23 protein-coding genes are annotated in these 23,781 nt (G+C 72.3%); 19 read left to right on the top strand and 4 right to left on the bottom strand.

The window, feature by feature from the left end:
• Positions 1-88: 88 nt before the first annotated feature.
• Together EV385_RS32175 and EV385_RS32180 are read right to left on the bottom strand one after the other, a co-directional pair.
• Positions 89-1,537: a DHA2 family efflux MFS transporter permease subunit gene (locus EV385_RS32175; protein WP_242625195.1), complete on the bottom strand. Its 1,449-nt coding sequence runs from the start codon at positions 1,535-1,537 to the stop codon at positions 89-91.
• Positions 1,534-2,469: a DUF3419 family protein gene (locus EV385_RS32180; protein ID WP_130512861.1), complete on the bottom strand. Its 936-nt coding sequence runs from the start codon at positions 2,467-2,469 to the stop codon at positions 1,534-1,536. Before EV385_RS32180 ends, EV385_RS32175 begins: the two co-directional genes overlap by 4 nt.
• 167 nt (positions 2,470-2,636) lie before the next feature.
• Between EV385_RS32180 and EV385_RS32185 the strand changes: the two genes are divergently transcribed.
• The 8 genes from EV385_RS32185 to EV385_RS35865 are packed head-to-tail and all read left to right on the top strand — an operon-like array spanning position 2,637 to position 8,158.
• Positions 2,637-3,527, top strand: a complete 891-nt coding sequence (locus EV385_RS32185; protein WP_130512862.1) for a diiron oxygenase — start codon at positions 2,637-2,639, stop codon at positions 3,525-3,527.
• Positions 3,524-3,790 (top strand): hypothetical protein, encoded by a 267-nt coding sequence (locus tag EV385_RS32190; RefSeq protein WP_130512863.1) that lies wholly within the window; start codon positions 3,524-3,526, stop codon positions 3,788-3,790. Before EV385_RS32185 ends, EV385_RS32190 begins: the two co-directional genes overlap by 4 nt.
• The gene (locus tag EV385_RS32195; RefSeq protein WP_130512864.1) at positions 3,787-4,671 is read left to right on the top strand and encodes an aminoacyl--tRNA ligase-related protein; all 885 of its coding nucleotides are present in this window, start codon (positions 3,787-3,789) and stop codon (positions 4,669-4,671) included. The genes EV385_RS32190 and EV385_RS32195 overlap by 4 nt, the downstream gene beginning before the upstream one ends.
• Entirely contained in the window at positions 4,668-5,765 is a 1,098-nt protein-coding gene (locus EV385_RS32200; RefSeq protein WP_130512865.1) for an SDR family oxidoreductase, read from the top strand. The genes EV385_RS32195 and EV385_RS32200 overlap by 4 nt, the downstream gene beginning before the upstream one ends.
• Entirely contained in the window at positions 5,752-6,339 is a 588-nt protein-coding gene (locus tag EV385_RS32205) for a 4'-phosphopantetheinyl transferase family protein (RefSeq protein WP_130512866.1), read from the top strand. Before EV385_RS32200 ends, EV385_RS32205 begins: the two co-directional genes overlap by 14 nt.
• The gene (locus EV385_RS32210) at positions 6,336-6,950 is read left to right on the top strand and encodes a ferritin-like domain-containing protein (RefSeq protein WP_130512867.1); all 615 of its coding nucleotides are present in this window, start codon (positions 6,336-6,338) and stop codon (positions 6,948-6,950) included. The genes EV385_RS32205 and EV385_RS32210 overlap by 4 nt, the downstream gene beginning before the upstream one ends.
• The gene (locus tag EV385_RS32215) at positions 6,943-7,194 is read left to right on the top strand and encodes an acyl carrier protein (protein ID WP_165449680.1); all 252 of its coding nucleotides are present in this window, start codon (positions 6,943-6,945) and stop codon (positions 7,192-7,194) included. Before EV385_RS32210 ends, EV385_RS32215 begins: the two co-directional genes overlap by 8 nt.
• Complete coding sequence (locus EV385_RS35865; RefSeq protein ID WP_130512869.1) at positions 7,187-8,158, top strand: 3-oxoacyl-[acyl-carrier-protein] synthase III C-terminal domain-containing protein; 972 nt, start codon at positions 7,187-7,189, stop codon at positions 8,156-8,158. Before EV385_RS32215 ends, EV385_RS35865 begins: the two co-directional genes overlap by 8 nt.
• A gap of 19 nt (positions 8,159-8,177) precedes the next feature.
• On the opposite strand, the gene EV385_RS32225 is transcribed toward EV385_RS35865, so the two are convergent.
• Positions 8,178-9,038, bottom strand: a complete 861-nt coding sequence (locus EV385_RS32225; RefSeq protein ID WP_165449681.1) for an ABC transporter substrate-binding protein — start codon at positions 9,036-9,038, stop codon at positions 8,178-8,180.
• A gap of 137 nt (positions 9,039-9,175) precedes the next feature.
• Here EV385_RS32225 and EV385_RS32230 point away from each other — a divergent pair, with 137 nt between their 5' ends.
• The 3 genes from EV385_RS32230 (at position 9,176) to EV385_RS32240 (ending at position 13,777) form a co-directional block, all read left to right on the top strand.
• Positions 9,176-10,774, top strand: coding sequence for a methyl-accepting chemotaxis protein (locus EV385_RS32230; protein ID WP_130512871.1), 1,599 nt, complete (start codon positions 9,176-9,178; stop codon positions 10,772-10,774).
• Positions 10,775-11,056: 282 nt separating this feature from the next.
• On the top strand, positions 11,057-12,412 hold the full coding sequence (locus EV385_RS32235; protein WP_207230030.1) for an MFS transporter: 1,356 nt from the start codon (positions 11,057-11,059) through the stop codon (positions 12,410-12,412).
• 57 nt (positions 12,413-12,469) lie between these two features.
• The gene (locus EV385_RS32240) at positions 12,470-13,777 is read left to right on the top strand and encodes an MFS transporter (protein ID WP_207230031.1); all 1,308 of its coding nucleotides are present in this window, start codon (positions 12,470-12,472) and stop codon (positions 13,775-13,777) included.
• Here EV385_RS32240 and EV385_RS32245 read toward each other — a convergent pair.
• Positions 13,763-14,776: an AraC family transcriptional regulator gene (locus EV385_RS32245; protein ID WP_130512873.1), complete on the bottom strand. Its 1,014-nt coding sequence runs from the start codon at positions 14,774-14,776 to the stop codon at positions 13,763-13,765. The genes EV385_RS32240 and EV385_RS32245 overlap by 15 nt on opposite strands.
• Positions 14,777-14,943: 167 nt before the next feature.
• On the opposite strand from EV385_RS32245, the gene EV385_RS32250 reads away from it, so the two are divergent.
• The 8 genes from EV385_RS32250 to EV385_RS32285 all read left to right on the top strand — a co-directional run bounded on the left by EV385_RS32250 (position 14,944) and on the right by EV385_RS32285 (position 23,770).
• Positions 14,944-15,930 carry a quinone oxidoreductase family protein gene (locus tag EV385_RS32250; protein WP_130512874.1) on the top strand — a complete coding sequence of 329 codons (987 nt, stop codon included), beginning with the start codon at positions 14,944-14,946 and terminating at the stop codon, positions 15,928-15,930.
• A gap of 21 nt (positions 15,931-15,951) precedes the next feature.
• Positions 15,952-16,857, top strand: a complete 906-nt coding sequence (locus EV385_RS32255) for a TauD/TfdA dioxygenase family protein (RefSeq protein WP_130512875.1) — start codon at positions 15,952-15,954, stop codon at positions 16,855-16,857.
• 29 nt (positions 16,858-16,886) lie between these two features.
• Complete coding sequence (locus EV385_RS32260; protein ID WP_130512876.1) at positions 16,887-17,939, top strand: beta-keto acid cleavage family enzyme; 1,053 nt, start codon at positions 16,887-16,889, stop codon at positions 17,937-17,939.
• Between the two features lie 115 nt (positions 17,940-18,054).
• Positions 18,055-19,380, top strand: coding sequence for an MFS transporter (locus EV385_RS32265; protein ID WP_130512877.1), 1,326 nt, complete (start codon positions 18,055-18,057; stop codon positions 19,378-19,380).
• 2 nt (positions 19,381-19,382) lie between these two features.
• Positions 19,383-19,967: an RBBP9/YdeN family alpha/beta hydrolase gene (locus EV385_RS32270; RefSeq protein WP_130513707.1), complete on the top strand. Its 585-nt coding sequence runs from the start codon at positions 19,383-19,385 to the stop codon at positions 19,965-19,967.
• A complete protein-coding gene (locus EV385_RS32275; protein WP_130512878.1) occupies positions 19,964-21,517 on the top strand; it encodes a long-chain-fatty-acid--CoA ligase in 1,554 nt (517 codons plus the stop codon). The genes EV385_RS32270 and EV385_RS32275 overlap by 4 nt, the downstream gene beginning before the upstream one ends.
• Positions 21,517-22,554 carry a YeiH family protein gene (locus EV385_RS32280; RefSeq protein ID WP_130512879.1) on the top strand — a complete coding sequence of 346 codons (1,038 nt, stop codon included), beginning with the start codon at positions 21,517-21,519 and terminating at the stop codon, positions 22,552-22,554. Before EV385_RS32275 ends, EV385_RS32280 begins: the two co-directional genes overlap by 1 nt.
• Before the next feature lie 43 nt (positions 22,555-22,597).
• Entirely contained in the window at positions 22,598-23,770 is a 1,173-nt protein-coding gene (locus EV385_RS32285) for an acyl-CoA dehydrogenase family protein (protein WP_130512880.1), read from the top strand.
• Positions 23,771-23,781 lie beyond the last annotated feature (11 nt).

The raw sequence follows: 23,781 nt of genomic DNA on the forward strand, positions 1-23,781 counted from the left end.
ACGAACGACCAGGCGGAGTTCGGGTCCTGCCACGATGAAATGCATCGGTGGCACGATCCGGTCCGAGACCGGTGCCGTTCGGGTGCCCTCAGACCGCCCCGCCGACCACCTCCACGGGAACCGGCCGGGGCGCCGCGGCCTGCGGCACCGGCGGCGCGGCGGCAGGCGCGGCGGGGCCGGGCAGCCACCAGGCGGCCACCGCGCCCGCCGCCAGCACCAGGGCCCCCACCGCCAGCGCGGGCACCAGGCCGGAGACATAGGCGCCGGACGCCGTGCCACCGCCGTTGGCGGTGAACACCCAGGCCAGTACGGCGATCCCGAACGCCCCGCCCGCCTCCCGCAGCGCGTTCATGGCGCCGGAAGCGGCACCGGCCTCGTGCGGCCGCACCGCACCCAGTGCCGCGCTCGCCGCGGGCGGGTAGACCAGCGCCATCCCCGCGCCGCCCAGTACGGCCGGCACGAGCAGGGCGGCGAACGACAACTGCGGGGTCAGCACCCACGCGAGCCAGCCCAGCGCGAGCGCCTGCAGGACGAGCCCGCCGCCGATCAGCCGCCGCGCCCCCCACCTCTCGCTGACCATCCCGGCCAACGGCGACACCACCAGCGGCATCACCGTCCACGGCAGGATCCGCAGGCCCGCCGCCAGCGGCTCGTGTCCCTGCACGGTCTGCAGGAACGGGGCCAGCAGGAAGATGGCGCCGAACATGCCGAAGTACATCGCCACCCCCGCGAGGTTCACCGCGGTGAACACCGGGTTGGCGAAGAACCGCAGCGGCAGCATCGGCTCGGGCGCCCGCCGCTCCCACGCCACGAACCCGGCCAGCAGCACCGCCCCGGCGGCCAGCGGGCCGGTCACCCGCCCGGAGGTCCAGCCGTGCTCCGGTACGGCGACCAGCGCCACCATGATCCCGGCCAGGCCGCCGGTGACCAGGGCGGCGCCCGGCAGGTCGAGCCGCCGCGCCGGTCCCGCGCCACGGGCCAGCACGAACGGCGCCGCCAGGCATCCGACGATGCCCACCGGCACGTTCACGGCGAAGATGTACGGCCACGAGGCGGCCTGGGTGATCGCCCCGCCGACCACCGGGCCCAACGCCACCCCCAGCCCGCTGACGCCGGAGAAGACCCCGAACGCGAGGCCCCGCTGCCGCCCGGGGAACGCCCCGGCCAGCAGCGTCAGACTGATCGGCAGCACCACGGCCCCGCCGGCGCCCTGCACGGCGCGCGCCGCGATCAGCACCTCGGCGCTGGACGCGGCCGCGGCCACCGCCGACGCCGCGGTGAAGACGGCAAGCCCGGCGACGAACATCCGCCGGTGCCCGAACCGGTCCCCGAGCGCCGCGCCGAGCAGCAGCAGGACCGCGAACGACACCGTGTACGCGTTGACCACCCACTCCAACTGCGGCAGGGACGCGGACAGGCCGGTCCGGATGCTGGGCAGCGCGGTGGTCACGACGAGGTTGTCCAGGGTGACCATGAACAGCGCGAGCGAGACCAGCGCGAGAACCCACCACCGGCGGTGCGGGGCGGCGCCGCTCACGCGGCCGTACCGATCCGCTCGACCCGCAGGCTGCCCCACAGCATGGCGCGGTCGCGCGCGGCCCACTTCTGCTCGGCCGGGCGGCCGTCGCCGGGGCCGAAGCTGCGCCACACCGCGACCGCGCCGGGAGTGCCCGCCCGGTGCACGGCGGCGCGCAGCCGCGCGGCGTACGCGGGACCGACCGCGTCGAGGACGTTGGACAGGCTGAACCCGGTGAAGCTGCCCGCCGGGACGGACTCCAGGTAGGCGGCGACGTCCGCGTAGACCAGTTCCAGACGGTCGGCGTCGACCGCCGGTGCGGGCGGCGGCGCCTCGCCCAGCAGCAGACCCCGTACGTAAGGGTTGGTGCGGTTGGGGTGTCGGCCCAGGCCGCGCTCCAGGCGCTGCCGCACGACCAGGTCGAAGCGGCGCGCCGGGCCGGACGCGGCCCGGGTGAAGGCGCCGAAGCCGCCGGCGCGGACCCCGGCGGGGCCCAGCGCCGCGCCGAGCACCAGCCGGAACCGGCGGTTGTCGAAACGCATCCGCCAGTGGGCCAGCTGTTCGGCGGGGTCCGCCAGCTCGCAGAATGCCGCCAGATCGGTACGCCGCCAGCCCACGCCCGCCAGCACGCGCCGGGCGTGGTGCAGCAGCCGCTCCGTCGAGCCCGGCCGGGCGGGCGCGCCGCGCATCCGCTCCCGCACGTACCCGATCTGGGCGGGGTTGGCGTCGACCGCCGTCACCTGCCGTCCGTCGGCCGCCAGGGCGAGGGCGGTGTCGCCCGCGGAGGCGACGCACAGGATGCGCCCGTGGCGTGGGAGCACGGTGCGCTCCACGTCGCTGTCCTCGTACATCCGGCCGAAGATCAGCTTGTGTCCCCCGGCCCGTTGGTCCGGCTGCCAGCCGGGCGCCTGCGCCGGGTGGCCGAGTGCCGGGACGGCGTCGAGCTGCGTCATGTCTCCTCCGTTGCTTGCTGCCAGCGGGTACGTCTGGCGAAACAGATGCGTTCGGGGGGCCCGTGGATACGTCGCGTTGTGGCCGTATCACCGGCGGGTCGGCACGCTCCTCTACCCCGACGGCCCCACGGCCGGCGGCCACGACGACCCGACCGGGAGATCCGCAGATGACCCACCCCATTGCCGCGCCACCGCGCCCGGCGGACGCCCGACTGGGCGAGCTCGTGCAGCACCTGTGCGCCGAGTCGGCGCGCGAACACCAGCCGTCCCCCGGGCCCTGGCCCGCGGCGGCCACGCTGGACCGGCACCAGTGGTTCACCAGCCCCGAACTGGTCTCGCTGTACGCCACCGCGCGCTGGCCCGAGCTGAGCGACGCGCAGCGGCGGGCGTTGAGCTTCTGGGAGGCGGTGAACTTCTACAGCCAGAACATCCACGGCGAGCGGCTGCTCATCGACGGGCTCCGCGCCCGCCTGGACTCCCCCGCCACGGCGTTCATGGCGCCCTACCTGGCCCGGATGATCGAGGAGGAGGAGCGGCACAGCGCGTACTTCACGCGGTTCTGCGAGTCGTACGCGGGCCGGATCTACCCGGAACGGATGCTCACCCTGGCGCAGGATCCGCCGCAGGCCGCGGACTTCCTGTTCTTCGCCCGGGTCATGATCTTCGAGGACATCGTGGACTGCCTCAACATCCGGATGGCCGCCGACGACCGGCTCGTGGCGGTCGCCCGCTGGATCAACCACGACCACCACCGCGAGGAACGCCGTCACCTGGCGTTCGGCCGGCGGGTCGTGTTGCGCCTGTTCGCCGACGGCCTGCGGGAGTGGCCGCAGCCGCTGCTCGACGAGATCCGGGCGGCACTGGCCGGATACGTGCACGCGGTGTGGCGGACCTTCTACAACCCGCAGGCGTACGCCGACGCCGGGCTGGACGAGCCGTGGCGCCTGGCCGCCGAGGCGTTCGCCGACCCGGCCGCCGAGGCGCACCGGGCCGCGATCAGCCGCCGGTGCCTGCGCTTCCTGCACAAGCACGGCGTCCTGGTGGGGGGCGCCCGATGAGCGCCGAGGTGCGTACCGCGCTGCGGGAGTGGGTGGCGGTCCGCAATCCGGACCTGGACCCGGCCACGTTGACCGACCAGACCCCGCTGATCTCCACCCGCCTGGTGACCTCCCTGCACGTCGTGGAGCTGCTGCTGCTCATCGAGGAGCTGCGGGCGGCCCCGGTCGACCCGCGCAGCCTGGCGCCGGGCGCCTTCACCGACATCGACACCATCGTGCGGGCCTTCTTCGGCCAGGACGCCGCCGCGGGGGTGCGGCCATGAGCGCGCCGACGACGGTACGGCTGCCCGACGGCGTGACCGTGGCCGCGCACGGCACCTGCGTGGTGTCCGGGCCCGCGCTGAGCTGGCTGCGCCGCCTCGACCGGGCGGTCGCCGAGCTGGCCGTGGGCTGGGGTGCCACCGAGCATCAGTTCCCGCCGCTGGTGCCCGCCGCCGACCTGGACCGGATGGGGTACTTCACGGCGTTCCCGCACCTGGTCACCATGCCCGCCACCCTGCCCGCCGACGAGGCCGAGGTGCAGCGGTTCGTCGACGGGTACGCCCTCGGCGCCGACGGCACCGTGCCGGTCACCGGGCTCGCCCCGATGCGCCACGCGCTGACCCCGGCGGCCTGCTACCCGGTGTACGCGATGCTGCGCGAGCACCGCGCCGACCGGCCGACGCTGGTCACCACCGTGGCGACCTGTTACCGGCGGGAGGAGCGGTTCGAGCCGCTGCGCCGGCAGTGGGCGTTCACCATGCGGGAGGTCGTCTGCGTGGGCTCGGCGGCGGAGGTCCGCGAGTTCCTGGACCGCGGCCGCACGGCGGTCGACACGCTGCGCGAGCGCCTCGGCGTGCCGGGGCCGTGGGAGGTCGCCACCGACCCGTTCTTCCGGCCCCAGGACAGCGGCGCGCACCTGATGCAGCAGCTCGACCCCGTCAAGCACGAGGCGCTGGCCGGAACGCTCGCCATCGCGTCGGTGAACCTGCACCACGACCACTTCGGCGCCGCGTTCGACCTCGGCCGGGGCGACGCCACCGCCCACACCGGCTGCGTGGCGTTCGGCCTGGAACGCTGGCTGGCCGTCGTCGCCGAGCGGTGGGGACCGGACCCGCTGCGCTGGCCCGATCCGCTGGCCCGATCCGCTGGAGGGCCGCAATGACTGACGGCCGGATCCTCGTCACCGGCGCGAACGGCTACCTGGGCCGTCACGTCGCGCGCCACCTGCTCACCCACACCGACCGCCCGCTGCTGCTCTGGGCGCGGGCCGGCACGGCCGCCGAGGCGCGGGCCAAGGTCGCGCCGCTGCTGCGCGACGTGCCCGGCGCGGCCGACCGGGTCCGGTACACCGGCGGTGACCTGTCCGGCGACGACCCGTTCGCCGGGGTCGCCACCGGCGATCTCACCGCGATCGTGCACACGGCGGCGGTCACCTCGTTCACGGTCGAGCACGACGTCGCGCAGCGGGTGAACACCGCGGGCACGGCCCGGCTGCTGGAACTGGCCCGCCGCTGCCCACGGCTGGACTCGGTGTGCCTGTTCAGTTCCCTGTACGCGACGGGCCTGCAGGCCGGGCCGATCACCGAACTGCCCGCGCCGGTGCCGTCCGCCGGTTTCGCCAACGCGTACGAGCGGTCCAAGTGGGCGGCGGAGGCGTACGCGTTCGGGCAGACCGACCTGCCGGTGAGCGTGCTGCGGGTCGCCACGGTGCTGGCGGACGACGAGTCGGGCCGGGCCGGGCAGCACAACGCGGTGCACAACACGCTGCGGCTGCTGCGCCTGGGCCTGCTCGGCCTGATGCCCGGGCTGCCGGACACCCCGGTCTACCTGACCACGGCCGACGTCACGGCGCGCGCCGCCGCGGCGGCGGTCAGCCAGTCCGCCACGGGCGTGTTCCACGTCGCAGACCGCGCGGCGGACTCGCTCACCCTGGCCCGCACGATGGACGTCGCGTTCGACGTCTTCGGCGCGGACCCGGGCTTCGCGCGCCGCCGCGTCGCCCGTCCCGAGTACGCGGACCTGCACTCGTACACCTTGCTGGCGGACAGTTCCCGCAGCTTCGGCGCCAGTGTGCTCGGTCAGGCCCTGACCAGCCTGCTGCCGTTCGCCGCCCAGTTGTACGTCGCCAAGGACGTGGCCAACGACCGCCTGCGCGCCCTGCTGCCGGACCACCGGCCGTTGGACGCGGCGGCGCTGCTCGCCGCGACCTGCCGGAACCTGCTGGCCGACGCGAGGAGCCCGGATGTACGCCGCTGACCCCGCCCGCCTGGAGGCGGCCCTGACCGCCCTGCTCGGGCCCGAGTTCGAGGTGTCGGTCGCCGGACGGGCACCCGCCGGTGACGACGGCCCGGGGGCGGCCCACCGCAGGGAGCACCGGCTCGGCCGGGCCGCGCTGCGCCGGGTCGCCGACCGCCTGGGCGAGCGGGTGGACACCGACCGGCTGGTGCTGCCGCATCCGCGCATGACGCTGACGCACAGCGCCGGGGTGGCCGTCGCGGTCGGCGCCCGGACCAGCACCGGGATCGGGGTGGACCTGGAAGCCGTACGGCCGGTGAACCCCGGCATCGCCCGGCTGTTCCTGACCTCGGCCGAGCGGGCCCGGCTCGGCGCGGCGCCGCCGCATGTCCTGTTGCGACTGTGGACCGTGAAGGAGGCGGTCTTCAAGGCCGACACCGGCAACGCCGGGCGGATCCTGGCCGACTACGAGCTGTGCCGGCCCGCCGCCTGGTCCGGTCACGCCACCCGGGGTGGGTCCCGGTTCCGGTACCGCACCGTCGAGCTGCCCGGGCACCTGGTGTCCGTGGCCGTCCACGAGGAGAGAACCGCATGACGACGGCACGTCCCGCGCCCACGTCGCTGGCGCCCGCCACCAGCAGCGCGGGCGACTCCCAGCGCTGGCTGCTCAGCTTCTACCGCATCTCGGAGCTCAGCGGCGCGCTCTTCTTCGGCCGCCTCGCCCGGGCGCAGCGGCCCGGCCCGGTGCACAGCGACCTGACCCGGCACTTCGCCGACGAGGCCCAGCACGCTCGCTACTGGACGGACTGCCTGGAGGAGCTCGGCGAGAAGCCGCAGCCGCTGGGCGCCGCGTACCAGGACCAGTACCTGGCGGCCACCGGGCTGCCGGCCAACCTGATGGAGGTGCTCGCGATCACCTCGGTCTTCGAACAGCGCGTCATGCGCCAGTACGCCCGGCACCTGACCGTGCCCGACCAGCATCCGCTGGTCACGCAGACCCTCCGCAAGATCATGGAGGACGAGCGGTGGCACGTGAAATGGGTACGCGACGAGCTGATCGCGATGGAACCCGAGTACGGCAGGGACCACATCGCGGCGACCCTGCGCCGGATGACCGAGGCCGACGAGGCCGTGTACGCGGCCACCCTGGCCGAACACTCCGACCGTGTGAATTTCCTGTTCGACGAGGGGAGCCGGCGTGCCTGAGCTGCGTACGCACGACGACGAGATCCTGTTCCAGCGCATCGGTGAGATCCTGGGCCAGCCCGGCCCGGTCCCGGCCGACATGGAGATCGCCGCGCTGCCGGTCGACTCGTTCGCGCTGGTGGAGCTGGTGATCGAGCTGCAGGAGATGTACGGGGTCCGGTTCGGCCACGACGAGATGCGGGCGCTGCGCACGGTCGGCGACCTGGCCCGGCTGATCCACGAACGGGCGGGGCGGGATGACTGACCCGCAGGTCAGCATCGACCACATCAGCTGGGCGCTGGGCGAGCAGACCCGGACCGTCGAGGCGACGGTCGCGGCCGGGGGTACGGTCGGCACGGCCGAGCAGTTGCGCGCCGCCGGTTTCGACACCCACCACGTGTGCGGCCCGGACACCGACGCGTTCGACCTGGCGGTGCGGGCCCTGACGCCGATCCGGCAGCGGCTGGACCGCGTCGGCGCGATCGTCTACGCCACCTGCCTGCCCGGCAACGCCAACAGCGGCAGCACCGCCGAGTTCGCGGCCACCGGGGACGTCAAGCACCTGATGCGCTATCCGGCCAGCCGGTTGCAGGCGGAGTTCGGATGGGACGACGCGATCGCGGTCGGTGTGGGCCAGCAGGGCTGCACGGGGCTGCTGGGCGCCCTGCGGATCGCCCGGGCGCTGCTGGTCGCGGAGCCCGACCTGGACCCGGTGGTGGTGGTGACCGCGGACCGCTTCCCGGCGGGAGCGCGCTACGAGCAGACCTACAACCTGGTGTCCGACGGGGCGGTCGGCTGCGTGGTGTCGCGGGCGCCGGGCCGGTTCGGGCTGCTGTCGGTGCGGCACGTGACGAACGGGGCGCTGGCCGAGGCGGTCGACGACGAGGTGGTCGGCAGCTACTTCGGCAACACCTGCGAGGTGGTGCGCCAGGCCTGCGACGAGGTGAAGATGGCACCGGCCGAGGCGGACTGGCTGGTGCCGCAGAACACGGACGTGCGGGCCGTGGAGATCCTCGGGCGGCTGCTGGGCCTGCCGGAGCAGCGCCTGCACCGCCCGGCCACGGCCCGGCTGGGCCACGTCATCGCCGGGGACAACCTGATCAACCTGGCGGAGTTGGACGCCACCGGCCGCCTGACCCCGGGTCAGCGCCTGGTGCTGCCGGTCGCGGGGTACGGCATGAACTTTCAATGCGCGGTGCTGCAAGTGCAGCCCGGGCCCGGGTCGTAGACCCGGGCCCGGCGCGGTGCTAGACCCCGCCGTCGATGGCGGCGGTGGTCAGCGCCTCGGCCCGCAGACCCCACTTGTCGAGGATCTTCAGGTACGTGCCGTCCGCGATGATCTCGCGCAGGGCGAGCTGGACGGCGTGGCGCAGGTCCTTACGGTCCCGGGCCAGGCCGATGCCCATGGGGCTGGCCTCCACCTGCACCCCGGCCAGCTCGAACGCGCCGTTGCCGTCCTTGACCTGGGCGGCGGCGCTGGTGTAGCCGTCGACGATCGCGTCGAGTTTGCCGGCCTTGAGCAGCGGGTACGCCTCACCCGAGCCGAGGCCGGTGATGGTCGGCTCGGGGCGCCCGGCGGCGGCGCACAGCTCGGCCTGGGCCTTGGCCAGGTCGTCCTGGGTGGTGTCGGCCTGCAGGCCGACCCGCTGGCCGCAGATGCCGTCGATGCCCGAGATCTGCCGCGGGTTGCCCTTGGCCACCACGACCTGGGAGCCCTCGATCAGGTAGTCGATGTAGGTGAGCTGCTTCTGCCGCTCGGCGTTGTCGGTCATCCCGGACATGATCGCGTCGGCCTTGTGGCCGGCGACGGTGGGGATGAGGTCGTCCCAGGCGACGTTGCGGAAGTCGAGGCGCAGGTGCAGCCGGTCGGCCAGCGCGTTGGCCAGGTCGACGTCGATGCCCTGCGGCTTCTTCTGGTCGTCGTAGTACTCGAAGGGCGGGTAGGCGATCTCCGAGGCCACGACGAGGGTGCCGGCCTTGCGCACGTCGGCGGGCACGGCGGCGGCGGCAGTCTTCGGCCGGGTCGGGGCCGCCGACGAATAGGTGGCGCTCCCGGCGATGATGGCAGCCACGACGGCGAGCGTCGTAAGGGCGGGTCTGAGGCGCACGTCTCCTCCTCTACCGCACGGTGCGGAATTGTCTGGCCAATCGGCGGCGCGTGACGGCAGTTGAGGAGTTCCAATCCTCAAGAAATGCTCAGACCAACCGATTCGAGTGGTGGAGAAACACTGGGTTGGGGGAGTTCATGTTTCGGGCACTACCACGGCTGACCCTCGGCCGGAAGATCGTCGCGCTGGCCGTCGCCGGGCTCGTCCTGGTCCTCGCCGTGGGCGGGATCGGGCTGTTCGCCGCGGCCCAGCAGCAGCAGGCGCAGGAGCGGCTGCAGCGCGCCACGGACGCGGAACGCGCCGACCGTGCGGTGGCCGCCGCCCAGGCCGTGCTGCGCGGCGACGTGCTGTCCGCCATGGTGGCCCGTACGGCGGAGCAGCGCCGGGCGGCCCTGGACCGGCTCGGCGGTGACGCCTCGACGCTGCGGGACAGCATCGGTGCCCTGCACGCCGACACCACCCCGGCCTCGGTGCGCCAGGCGTCCGCCGGCCTGGACGACAAGGTCGAGCAGCTCATCACCCTGAGCCAGCGGCTGGTGAGCCTCGCGAACCTCGGGGTCACCGACCCGGCGCAGGACAAGGCGCGGGCGGCCCTGCCCGCCTTCCAGGGCGCCTCGGATGCCCTGGTCACCGCGCTCAAGCCGGTCGAGGCGGCCATCGCGGCCGAGTCGCAGCAGGCGCGCCTCGACGCCCAGGCGGTGCAGAGCTCCGCCCGTACCCTGACGATCGCCGCGAGCGTGCTGGCCGCGGTCCTGTTGCTCGGCTCCGCCGTGGTGCTGGCCCGGCACATCGGCCGCCGGCTGGCGGACTGCCTGCACGTGGCCAACGCCATCGCCGCCAAGGACCTGTCGGTGCACCCCCGGATCACCGGGTCGGACGAGCTGACCGAGCTGACGGTCGCGATGGGTCGCGCCACGGACAACGTCCGCTCGGCCGTCCTGGACCTCGACGAGGCCGCCGCGACCCTGAGCAGCGCCTCCGAGGAGCTGCACGCGACCAGCGCGAGCCTCACCGACGGCGCGCAGGCGACCGTGGCCCGTACCGACAACCTGGCCGCGGCGGCCGGGACGGTGCACACCGTCGTCGGGTCGGCCGCTTCCGGGGTGGGGCGGATCAGCGACTCGATCGGGGAGATCGCCGCGCGGACCACGGACGCCCGGCGGATCACCGCCGACGCCGCGGCGGCCGCGGAGACCTCCGGCCGCCTGGCCGAGCAGCTGGACACGTCGAGCGCCGAGATCGGCGACGTGGTCAAGCTGATCAACTCGATCGCCGAGCAGACCAACCTGCTGGCCCTGAACGCCACCATCGAGGCCGCCCGGGCCGGCGAGTACGGCAAGGGCTTCGCGGTGGTGGCCGGGGAGGTCAAGGACCTGGCTCGGGAGACCGCCGCCGCCACCGAGGACATCTCCCGGCGCATCGATGCGATTCAGCGCGACTCGCAGGCGATGCGCCAGGCCACGGCCGAGGTGGCCCGGATCGTCGGTGACATCAACGGCACCCAGGACGTCATCGGCGTCGCGGTCGAGGACCAGACCCGGGCCACGACCGAGATCACCGACAGCGTGTCCCAGGCGGTCACCGCGGTGGACGGCATCTCCGGCGAACTGCAGGCCGTGATGCAGGATGCGTCGCTGACCAGGATCGGCGCGGGTGAGACCCAGAACGCGGCCACCGACCTGGCCCGGTTGGCGGTCCAGCTGCGCAACCTCGTCCGGGAGTTCCGCCTCGACTGATCCCACCGGGCGTCCCGTAGGGACGCCGTGACAACGCGCCGCCACGGCTGATGCCGTGGCGGCGCTCTGCGTTCGCACCGGACTGCGCGCGTTTCGCGAAGGTGGCCGCGCCGCAGAATCCCAGCAGTAAGCTGGTGCCCTGTCTCAGCGCGGGTGACGACCCGGACACCGTAGATCGCACCCATTCCGCCGACTCCTGGCGACCGCCGCCGTGACTGTTACGGCATCACCTGTATCTGTTCCGCCGTGCGTGGCGACCTTCGACCCATCAGGGAGCACACCGTGGCCGCAACCGCTGGCGTGTTGGCGCCGTCGTCCCACCAGTCCTGGGTATCCCGGCATTTCCCGTTGGTGGTCTTCACGCTCACCTTCGCGCTGATGCTGTCGGACTACATGTCCCGGCAGGTGCTGGCCGCGATCTTCCCGTACCTGAAGTCGGACTGGGGGCTGACCGACACGGAGCTCGGCGTCCTGACGAGCATCGTGTCCCTCATGGTCGGCGTGCTGGCCGTGCCGCTGTCGATCCTCGGCGACCGGTGGGGGCGCGCCCGGGCGATCGTCGCGATGGCGGTGCTCTGGAGCATCGCCACCATCGGCTCGGCGCTCGCCGCCGGCTACGGGCAGATGTTCGCCGCGCGTGCCGTGATGGGCATCGGGGAGGCCGCGTACACCAGCGTCGGCCTCGCGGTGGTGCTGTCCGTGTTCGCCCCGGGCCGCCGCGCGGCCCTGTCCGGGACGTTCATGGCGGGTGGCTCGCTCGGAGCGGTCCTCGGTGTGGCGCTCGGCGGCATCCTGTCCGCCCAGTTCGGCTGGCGTTGGACGTTCGCCGCGATGGGCGTCCTCGGCCTCGTGCTCGCCGCCATGTACGCGGTGCTGATCACCGACCGCGACCTCAGCGCGCACCGGGTCACCGACGTCGGCGTCGCACCGCGGCTCCGGCCGGGACAACGGCGCGCCGGGCTGGGCACGCTGTTCTCCAAGCCTTCGCTGGTGGTGGCGTACTTCGCCAGCGGCATGCAGCTGTTCGTCGCGGCCTCGATCGTCGTGTGGGTGCCGAGCTACCTCAACCGGGTGCACGAGCTGGCGCCGCGCAGCGCGGCCGGCCTCGCGTCCCTGCTCATCCTCGTCATGTCCATCGGCATGATCACGTGCGGCTTCATCGCCGACCGGGTCAGCCGGAACCGGCCGCTGCGCCCGTGGACGGCCGCGGCGGTCTTCTCGGTGCTGTCGATGGCATTCCTCGGCGCTGGCTTCGCCATGGACCCGGACGGGACGCAGCTGCTGGTGCTCGCGGTCGGTTTCTTCTTCGTCGGGGCGACCAACGGCCCCATGGGCGCGGTGGTGGCGCACCTGGCCCACGAGTCCATCCGGGCCACCGCGTTCGGCTTCCTGACCACGTCCAACAACGTGCTCGGGCTGGCCCTCGGCCCGATCGTCACCGGGATGATCGCCGACCGGATGGGCCTGCAGAGCGCCCTGCAGATCATCCCGCTGCTCGCGTTGGTGCCCATCGTCGCCCTGGTGGGCGGGCGCCTCCTGTTCCCGGCGGACCTGCGGCGGATGAGCGCCGACGAGGGCACGGGTCACCGGGAGACGGCCGGTCCTGGAGGGCAGTCCGTGCCCGGCGGGCAGCGGTGACGGCTCGGCCCGGCTGACATCGGCATGGCGGCGACATCGGACGGTGTCCGTTCGTGGGTGTCCAGGCACTTCCCGCGGCTGGTCTTCCTGCTCACGTTCGGGCTGCTGCTGTCGGACTACATGTCCCGGCAGGTGCTCGCCGCCGTCTTCCCGTATCTGAAGGCGGACTGGCGGCTGACCGACACCCAGCTGGGCGCTCTCACGGGCATCGTGGCGTTGATGGTCGGCGTCTTCGCGATACCGCTGTCGATGGTGGGCGACCGGTGGGGGCGGGTCCGGGCGGTCATCGTGATGGCGGTCGCCTGGAGCCTCGCCACGGTCGGCTCGGCCTTCGCCGCCGGCTTCGGGCAGTTGATGGCCGCGCGCGTACTCATCGGCGTGGGCGAGGCCGCGTACGCCAGCGTCGGCCTCGCCGTGGTGCTCTCCGTGTTCCCCGCGACCCGGCGCGCGTCGCTGGCCGGCGCGTTCACGGCCGGTGGCGCGTTCGGCGGGGTACTCGGCGTGGCGGTCGGTGGCGCGATCGCGGCGCAGTTCGGGTGGCGCTGGGCGTTCGCCGCGATGGGTGCCTTCGGCCTGATCCTCGCGGCCGGGTACGCGATCCTGGTCGACGAGGACCGGCTGCGGGCACACCGGGTGGCCGAGCCCGGCGCCGGACCGGGCTCCGCGGAGCGGCCCTGGCGTGCCGGGCTGTCCACTGTGTTCGCCACCCCGTCGGTGCTGATGGCCTACGTCGCCTGCGGCACCCAACTGTTCGTCGCCGCCGCGCTCGTCGCGTGGTTGCCCAGCTACCTGCACCGCGTGCACGCGATGGCGCCCTCGCGCGCGGCCGGCGTCGCGTCGCTGCTCATCCTCATCCTGGGCGCCGGCATGATCGGCGGCGGGGTGATCGCCGACCGGGTCAGCCGGGACCGGCCCGCCCGGATCTGGAGCACGGCGGTCGTGATCTCCGCGCTGTCACTGGGCTTGCTGGCCGCCGGTTTCCTCATGCGCCCCGGCGGGTTGCAGTTGGTGGTGCTCGCGGCGGGCTGCTTCTGGGCGGCCGGTACGACCGGGCCCTGTGGCGCGGTGGTGGCCCGGCTGACCCCCGACCACGTCCGGGCGACCGCGTTCGGCGTGCTGACCCTGTTCAACAACGTGCTCGGACTGGCCGTGGGCCCGATCGTGATCGGCATGCTCGCGGACCGGCTGGGCCTGCAGGCCGCGATGCGCTACGTGCCGGTGGCCGCGGTGCCCGCCATCGCCGCGTTGCTGATCGGCGGGCGCGCCTATCCGTCCAGCCTGCGGCGACTGGGCGCGGACCCGGCCGGCGCCGGCCCGGCGAACCCGGCCGGCGGGTCGCCGGTCACGGGCCTACGGCGCGGGTAGGTCCGCCCGGCGTTTGCGCCACTGGCGGGGGCTCTCACCGAAGTGGTGGCGGAACCACCGGGAGAAGGCGCTGGGCGCGGCGAAGCCCAGCAGCACGGAGATCTCGGTGAGCTGGTAGCGCGCGAGGGACAGGTACCGTTCGGCCAGGCCGGCGCGGACCGAGTCCACGATGGAGGTGAAGGTCTCCCCCGTGGCCGCCAGATGCCGGTACAGGGTCCGCCGGTCCATGCCCATGGTGCGGGCGACCTCGTCGACCCCGCACCGCCCGGTCGGCAGCAGCATCTCCACGAGGTCCCGGGCCCGGTCCGCGGTGGAGGCGCCGCGGGGCGCGGCCAGGGCGGCCAGCAGCTCGTCGATGTGGGTCCCGGAATCGGGGCCGGCCAGCACGTTCGGTGCGTCGAGGTCCTTGGCGTACAGGACGAGGCCGGTGAAGCCGTGGCCGAAGTGCACCCGTCCGCCGAGCATCCGGTTGTGGGTGCCGACATCCGGCGGGGCGGGGTCGGTGAAGCAGGCGGACAGGGGCTGCCAGGTGGGGCCGAGCACCTCGCGGATGATGCCGTACAGGGCTCCCATGGCGAGCTGTTCGGCCTGCGTGGACGGGGCGGGTTCGCCCATCTCGAACCACAGCCGGATGGTCGCCAGTCCCTCGGTCTCGGCGACCCGGATCCGCAGCGCCTCGTTGTAGCTGTGCTCGTAGCGCATCAGCAGCCCCAGGGCGTCACGCAGGGTGGGCTCGCCCTGCAGGACCACGCTGAGCGGGCCGAGCGTGGACAGCCGCCGGAACTCCGCGAGGCGCAGCCCGAAGTCGGCGTGGCCGCAGGCGCGGGCCGACAGCTCCAGCAGCCGCGCGACCCGGACGACGGGCACCCATTTGTCGGGCGTGGCCAGGTCGGCCGGGTCGAGGTCGACGGCGTGCATCAGGGCGGCCGGGTCGGCGCCGAGCGATTGCGTGAGCTGGAGGTACCCACTAAGTGACGCATACCGGATAGAAGGCTTCAAAGTACCCGCCCTCCTGTCCCCGAGGGATAAGAAATGTGTCCCAAGGAGTAAAGCATGTGGCGGTTATCACGCCTACTGTTGCCTCCATCACGGCCCCCGTGGCCGATAGGGACCCCGCGCAGTACCCCTCGGCGGGATCCTCCCGCCGCTTCGTAAGGAGGCAGCACGTGGCGAAGGCAATCCGCTTCCACTCCGCCGGTGGCCCGGAGGTCATGCGGTGGGAGTCGGTCGAGGTGGGCGCGCCCGCAGCGGGTGAGGTCCGGGTACGGCACATGGCCGTCGGGCTGAACTTCGCCGACACGTACTTCCGCAGCGGCCTCTACCCCGCCGCCCTGCCCGCCGGTATGGGGGTCGAGGCGGCCGGCGTCATCGAGGCGGTCGGTCCCGGGGTCACCGGGTTCAGCGAGGGCGACCGGGTCACCTACACCGGCAGCCCGCTGGGCGCGTACAGCACCGAGCGGGTGATGTCCGTGGCACCGCTGATCAAGCTGCCGGATGCCATCTCCTTCGAGACCGCCGCCGCCATGACCATGCGCGGCCTGACCACGTCCTACCTGCTGCGGCGGATCGCGCCGCTGAAGGCGGGCGACACCGTCCTGCTGCACGCCGCCGCGGGCGGCGTGGGCCTGATCTTCTGCCAGTGGGCGAAGCTGCTCGGCATCACCGTCATCGGCACGGTGTCCACCGACGAGAAGGCCGAGGTGGCCCGCCGCCACGGCTGCACCCACACCATTGTGTACCGGCGCGAGGACATCGCTACCCGGGTGCGTGAACTCACCGACGGCCACGGGGTGCCGGTGGTTTACGACAGCATCGGGGCCAGCACCTTCGCGCAGTCGCTGGACTCGCTCCAGCGGCGGGGGCTGCTGGTCTGCTTCGGCACGGCCAGCGGCCCCATCCCCCCGATCGACGCGATGCAGCTCGCGGTCAAGGGTTCGCTGTTCGTCACCCGCCCCGCGCTGGCCGACTACATCGCCGACGAGACCGAACGCGCGGAGCTCGCCGGCGAACTCTTCGACCACGTCGGATCCGGGCGCATCACGATCGAGATCAACCAGCGGTACGCGCTGGAGGACGCCGTCCAGGCCCACCGGGACCTGGAATCCGGCCGCAGCATCGGCTCCTCCGTCTTCAGCCTCGAAGCAGGCAACTGACACCACGTTGGGAGACCCCCCATGACGGACATCATCGACCAGGACACGCGACCGGACGTCACGCTGCCCGCGGGCTCCATCGAGGCGCATCCGCTGACCGTGCACATCGGTGCGGAGCTGCGCAACGTGAACCTCGCCGAGGTGGCGCGCAGCGACAACCTGTTCGCCGAGCTCAAGGCTCTGCTGCTGAAGCACAAGGTGCTGTTCGTCCGCGACCAGCCGATCAGCCGGGCCGAGCACGTGATGCTGGCCGAGCGGTTCGGGTCGCTGGAGGACCACCCGGTCGCCGGCAGCGACCCCGACCACCCCGGCCTGGTGCGCATCTACAAGGACCTGGACAGCCCGGCGGAGCACTACGAGAACGCGTACCACTGCGACGCGACGTGGCGCGAGGCCCCGCCGATGGGCTGTGTGCTGCGCATGGTCGAGGGTCCCGCGGTCGGCGGGGACACGATCTGGGTGAACATGGCCGAGGCGTACCGGCGGCTGCCCGAGGACGTGAAGCAGCGCATCGCGGGACTGCGGGCGCGGCACAGCATCGAGGCGTCCTTCGGCGCCAACATGCCGATCGAGCAGCGGCTCGCGTTGCACGAGCGCTTCCCGGACGCGGAGCACCCGGTGGTCCGCACCCACCCGGAAACCGGCGAGAAGGTGCTGTTCGTCAACGCGTTCACGACGCACTTCACCAACTTTCACACGCCCGCGAACGTGCGGTTCGGCTACGACTACGCCCCCGGCGCCAGCGAGCTGCTCAACTACCTGATCCGCCAGGCGTCCGTCCCCGAGTACCAGGTGCGCTGGCGCTGGACGCCGAACAGCTTCGCGATCTGGGACAACCGCAACACCCAGCACTACGCCGTCCAGGACTACTGGCCCGCCGTCCGAAAGATGGAGCGCGCCGGAGTCATCGGCGACAAGACGTTCTGATCCAACCCACCCCGGTTTAGGAGACTCCCATGCATTTCCTCGACGACTCGCTGTGGCCCGAGACCCAGGAGAAGCTGGTCATCACCGCCGCACCGTACGGTCCCGAATGGGAGCCCGGCGACTTCCCCGAGGACATCCCGGTCACCATGGACGAGCAGGTCCAGGCCGCGATCGACTGCTACAACGCGGGCGCCACCGTGCTGCACATCCACGTCCGCGAGCTGAACGGCAAGGGCTCCAAGCGGATGTCGATGTTCAACGAGCTGCTCGGCCGGATCCGGGAGGCCGTGCCGGACATGATCCTGCAGATCGGCGGCTCGATCTCCTTCACCCCGGAGAACGAGGGTGAGGCGGCCAAGTGGCTGGAGGACGAGGCCCGGCACCTGCTGACCACCCTGGACCCGGCCCCCGACCAGGTCACCATCGCCATCAACACCAACCAGATGAACATCGTGGAGTTGATGACCGCCGACGACATCGCCGGCACCTCCTTCGAGCGGCCCGCCCTGCACGAGGCGTTCCGCAACATGGTCGTCCCGGCCGAACCGGCCTGGGTCGAGGAGCACCTGAAGCGACTGCGTGCCGCCGGCATTCAGCCGCACTTCCAGCTGGCCAACGTCGCCCAGCTGGAGACCGTCGAGCGGCTCGTGCGCCGCGGTGTCTACACCGGACCCCTCAACGTCACGTGGGTCTCCATCGGTGGCGGCTTCGACGGTCCCAACCCTTACAACATGATGGAGTTCATCCGCCGGGTCCCGGACGGCGCGATCCTCACCCTGGAATCGATCATGCGGGCGGTGCTGCCGATCAACACCATGGCGATCGCCATGGGACTGCACACCCGCTGCGGCAACGAGGACACCCTCTGGGGCCTCAAGGGCGAGAAGATGACCTCGGTACGCCAGGTCGAGAAGCTCGTCCGAATCGCCGATGAGCTCGGCCGCAAGGTGGCCGATGGCAAGGAAGCACGCGACATCTACAAGATCGGCGAGTACTGGGACAGCGCCGACGAGGCGCTGGCCAAGCTCGGCTTCGCGCCGAACCGCAAGCCCGGCCAACTGGGCTTCACCTTCCACGCCTGACGCTTCACCGCTCTTCTGCACCGCGTGGGGTGCGGGTCCACCGCACCCCACGACCGCTCGTTCCCCAAGGCCATCCCCCATCACCCCCAACTCGGCACATCCCTTGGAGCGACGCATGGCCATGCAAGTCAGTGCAGGTGTCACCGCCCCGGCTACTCCCCTCGCGCGTACCCGCCGGATCTTCCCGTGGGTCGTCTTCACGCTCACCTTCGGACTGCTGCTGTCGGACTACATGTCCCGGCAGGTCCTCTCGGCGGTATTCCCCCTCCTGAAGCAGGAGTGGGGGCTCACCGACACCCAGCTCGGCAGCCTGACCAGCATCGTCGCCCTCACCGTCGGGGTGCTGGCGGTACCGCTGTCGCTGGTCGGCGACCGCTGGGGCCGGGCCAAGTCCATCGTCGCCATGGCGATCCTCTGGAGCCTCGCCACGATCGGCTGCGCGGTCGCCGCCAGCTACGGGCAGCTGCTCGGCGCCCGGTTCCTCATCGGCGTCGGTGAGGCCGCGTACGGCAGCGTTGGCCTGGCGATCGTTCTCGCGGTCTTCGCCGCGAACCGGCGGGCGTCGCTCACCGGGGCGTTCATGGCGGGCGGGTCGTTCGGCTCGGTGCTGGGCGTCGCGCTCGGCGGCGTGATCGCCGTGCAGTTCGGCTGGCGGTGGGCGTTCGCGGCCATGGGCATCTTCGGCCTCGTCCTCGCCCTGATGTACTGGGTGGGGATCACCGAGCGCAAGCTGGCCGCCCACAAGGTCGACGACGGGGCGGACACCGGGCCCAAGCTGGCCGCCGGGCAGCAGCGGGCCAAGCTCTCCACGCTGTTCTCCACCCCCGCGGTGATCCTGGCGTACCTCGGTGGCGGCCTGCAGCTGTTCATCGCCGGTTCGCTGTTCGCCTGGCTGCCGAGCTACTTCGGCCGCAGCTACGCGATGCCGGCGGACAAGGCGGCCAAGCTCGCCGCGCTGTTCATCCTCGTCATGGGCGCCGGCATGATCGTCTGCGGCGTGGTCACGGACCGGCTCGGCAAGACCCGGCCGATCAGCAAGTGGACCTCCGCCATCGTCTTCTCGGCCGTGAGCGTCGCCTGCCTCGGCGCGGCGTTCACGGCGGTCAAGCCGGGCGGGTTGCAGATGCTGCTGATCGCCGTGGGCTGCTTCTTCGCCGCCGGCACCACCGGTCCTACCGGCGCCATGGTGGCCCGGCTGACCCACGAGTCGATCCGGGCCACCGCGTTCGGCACGTACACCTTCTTCAACAACCTGCTCGGCCTGGCGGCCGGCCCGCTGGTGACCGGCATCCTGGCCGACCGGTTCGGCCTGGAGACCGCCATGAAGTACGTCCCGCTGGTGGCCGTGGCCGCCATCGTCCTGCTCATCGCGGGACGGCAGGCGTACCCGTCCAGCATCAGGAAGCTCGACGCCGCAGCCGCGGCCGAAGGCGCCAAGTGACGATGGAACCGGGCACCGTGATCATCACGGTGCCCGGGCTCCGGGGGCACGTCGAGGAGCACTGGCAGACCCGGCTCGCCGCGGCCACGCCGAACGTGCGGCCCGTGCCGCCGCTCGGACGCCGGAACCCGAGCCTCGACGAGCGGGTCGTGGACCTGCACCAGGCGATCGAATCCGCCGACGGACCCGTGGTGATCGTCGCGCACAGCGGCGGGGTCATCACGACCATCCACTGGGCGGCCCGCCACGCCGAGTCGGTCCCCGGACGGATCCGGGGAGCGCTGCTGGCCACGCCGCCCGACCTGGCCGCGGAGCTGCCGGCGGAATACCCGACGCTTGCCACCCTGGCCGGGCTGGGCTGGCTGCCGATCCCGCTCAAGCCGCTGCCGTTCCCCAGCATCGTGGCGCTGAGCAGCAACGACACGCTCGGCGACCCGGTACGGGTCCGGGCGATGGCCGCCGCGTGGGGCAGCCGGATCGAGGAGATCGGCCCGGTCGGCCATCTCAACCCCGCGTCCGGCTACGGCGACTGGCCGCAGGCCGAACCCCTGATCACCGAACTGTGCACCATGGAGGTCCCGCGATGACCCTCAACCTGGCCACCCTGCTGGAGGACAGCGCCCGCCGGCACCCCGGCCGCGACGCCGTCGTGCTCGGCGCCACCCGGCTCACGTACGCCCAGCTCGACGCCGCCGCCAACCAGGTGGCCGCGCTGCTGGCCGCCCACGGTGTGCAGCCGGGCGACAAGGTCGCGCTGTCCTGCCCGAACCTGCCGCAGTTCCCGGTCGTCTACTACGGCATCCTGAAGGCCGGCGCGGTCGTCGTCCCGCTGAACGTGCTGCTCAAGGGCCGCGAGGTCGCCTACCACCTGGCCGACTCGCAGGCCAAGGCGTACGTGTGCTTCGAGGGCACGGCGGATCTGCCGATGGGCGCCGAGGGGCACGCCGGGTTCGAGCAGACGCCGGGCTGCGAGCACTTCTTCCTCATCACGGCCGACCCGGCCGCCGCGTCGCCGATCGACGGGGTGCGGACGCTGGGGCAGGCGCTCGCCGAGCAGCCCGCGACGTTCGCCACGGTCGGCACGAGCGAGACCGACACCGCCGTGATCCTGTACACCAGCGGCACCACCGGGCAGCCGAAGGGCGCCGAGCTGTCGCACGCGAACCTGATGTTCAACGCGCTCACCTGCAACCGCCTGTTCGGGTCGCTGGCCACCGCGCACGAGCGGCACCTGATCACGCTGCCGCTGTTCCACTCGTTCGGCTCGACGGTGCAGATGAACGCGGGCATCTCGGTCGCCTCCACGCTGGTGCTGCTGCCACGGTTCCAGGCCGACCAGGCCGTCGAACTGCTGCAGCGCGAGAAGATCACGTTCTTCGCCGGGGTGCCCACGATGTACTGGGGCCTGCTCGGCGCGCTGCACGACGGGGTCGACGTCGCGGAGATCGCGCGCAACATGCGGGTGGCCGTCTCCGGCGGCGCCTCGCTCCCGGTGGAGATCATCAAGCAGTTCAAGGAGCGGTTCGGGGTCCAGATCCTGGAGGGGTACGGCCTGTCCGAGACCTCGCCGGTGGCCACGTTCAGCGACCCGGAGCGCGACCCGCGGCCCGGCTCGATCGGCGTGCCGATCTGGGGCGTCGAGGTGAAGCTGATCGACCCCGACTGGAAGACGATCGAGGGCACCGACGAGGTCGGCGAGATCGCCATCCGCGGGCACAACATCATGAAGGGCTACTACAACCGGCCCGAGGCGACCGCCGAGGTGACCCGGGACGGCTGGTTCCGCACCGGCGACCTCGCGCGGCGCGACGCGGACGGCTTCTACTACATCGTCGACCGGGCCAAGGACATGGTCATCCGGGGTGGTTTCAACGTGTACCCCCGGGAGGTCGAGGAGGTGCTGCTGACCCACCCGGCCGTCTCCCTGGTCGCGGTCGTCGGGGTGCCGCACGAGGTCCACGGCGAGGAGGTCAAGGCGTTCGTCATCCGCGGCGGTGAGATCACCGAGGACGAGCTGATCGCCTGGTGCAAGCAGAACATGGCGGCCTACAAGTACCCGCGCATCGTCGAGTTCGTCGAATCCCTGCCGATGACCGCCACCGGCAAGATCCTCAAGCGCGAGCTGGCCGGTCGGTGATGACCGCCGTGAACGTCGACGTCGCCGTTCCGGCCCCACCCCGGCACCATCCGGCCACCACGCTGATCCCCGGCCTGGTGGCCGCCGCGGCGGGCCTCGGTGGCGCGCTGCTGCTCAGCCACCTCGTGCCCGCGGTGGGCATCCTCACCTGGGCGGTCGCCCTCGGGGTCGCCGCCGCGAACCTGCGGGTGCTGCCCGGCAGGTGCCGGGTCGCGCTCGGCCACCTGACCAAGCGGCTGCTGCGGGCCGGGGTGATGCTGCTCGGGTTCTCCGTGTCGATCGGCGCCATCCTGGCACTGGGCGCACCGGTCATCGCCATCGTGGCCGGCACCCTGCTGTCGACGTTGCTGTTCACCATCTGGCTGGGCACCCGGATGAAGCTGGGCGGGGCGCGCAGCCTGCTCATCGGCACCGGCGTCGCGATCTGCGGTGCGTCCGCCATCGCGGCCATGGAGGACACCGCCGACGCCGACGACGAGGACGTGACCGCCGCCATCGCGATGATCACCCTGTTCGGCACGCTCGCGCTGGTCGCGTACCCGCTGCTGCGTGGACCGCTCGGCCTCGGTGACATCCAGTACGGCGTCTGGACCGGCGTGGGCGTACACGAGGTCGGTCAGGTCGTCGCCGCCGCGAGCCCCGCCGGGGCCGCGGTCGTCACCATCGCGGTCATCGTGAAACTCACCCGGGTGCTGCTGCTGGCGCCGGTCGTGGCCGGGGTCAGCGTCGTGAAGCGGCTCCGTTCGCCGCTGACCGGTACGGGTGTCAAGCGCCCGCCGCTGGTGCCGCTGTTCGTCGTCGGCTTCCTCGCCTGCGCCGCGGTACGCAGCACCGGCGTCGTACCCCCGGTGGCGCTGGACTGGATCCGCATCCTGCAGATCACCGCGCTCGGCGCGGCCCTGTTCGGGATGGGCGCCAGCGTGCATCTGACCTCGCTGGTACGCCGCAGCCCGGGCGCGATCGCGCTCGGCGCCGTATCCACGATCTTCGTCACCGGTGTCGCGCTCGGCGCGACCCTGCTCTTCGTCCACGGATGACCCCGGCCCCCACCCACCGCAGAACCTGATGGGAAGACCACCTATGAGCAAGCCCGACTTCGACCTGTTCCGGATCTCCGAGGACCACGAGGCCCTGCGTGAGGCGGTGCGGGCCGTCGCCGAAGACAAGATCGCCCCGCACGCGGCCGAGGTGGATCAGACGGCCACCTTTCCGCAGGCCGCGTACGACGCACTCGTCGCTACGGACTTCCACGCTCCGCACGTGCCCGAGGAGTACGGCGGCGTGGGCGCCGACGCCCTGGCGACCTGCATCGTGATCGAGGAGGTGGCCCGGGTCTGCGCCACCTCGTCGCTGATTCCCGGCTGCAACAAGCTGGGCAGCCTGCCCCTGATGCTCGGCGGCTCGGAGGAGCTCAAGCACCGGTACCTCGCCCCGCTGGCCCGGGGGGAGGCGGCCTTCTCGTACGGTCTGTCCGAGCGGGAGGCCGGCAGCGACACCGCCTCCATGAAGACCCGGGCCACCCTGGTCGGTGACGAGTGGATCCTCAACGGCCAGAAGTCGTGGATCACCAACGCGGGCTTCTCCGAGTACTACACCGTGCTGGCCGTGACGGATCCGGACGGCCGGCGCGGCGCCAACATCAGCGCGTTCATCGTGGAGAAGTCCGACCCCGGATTCTCCTTCGGCGAGAAGGAACGCAAGCTCGGCATCAAGGGATCGCCGACCCGCGAGCTGCACTTCGACGACGTACGGATCCCGGCCGACCGCATCATCGGCGCCCCCGGCGAAGGTCTGAAGATCGCGCTGCGGACCCTGGACCACACCCGGGTCACGATCGGCGCCCAGGCCGTCGGCATCGCCCAGGGCGCGCTCGACTGCGCCCTGGACTACGTCCGGGAACGGTCGCAGTTCGGCAAGCGGATCGCCGATTTTCAGGGCATCCAGTTCATGCTGGCCGACATGGCGATGGCGCTCGAATCGGCGCGGCAGCTGGTGTACGTGGCCGCCGCCAAGTCCGAGCGCAACGATCCGGACCTGCCGTTCTTCGGCGCGGCGGCGAAGTGCCACGCCTCGGACGTGGCGATGCGGGTCACCACCGACGCGGTGCAGCTGCTCGGCGGATACGGCTACACGCAGGACTTCCCGGCCGAGCGCATGATGCGCGATGCCAAGATCACCCAGATCTACGAGGGCACCAACCAGATCCAGCGGGTCGTGATGGCGCGCCAGCTGCTGGCTCGCGGCGGAGCCTAGGCCCGGAGGTA

The sequence above is a fragment of the Krasilnikovia cinnamomea genome (genome assembly GCF_004217545.1).
Lineage (GTDB): Bacteria > Actinomycetota > Actinomycetes > Mycobacteriales > Micromonosporaceae > Actinoplanes > Actinoplanes cinnamomeus.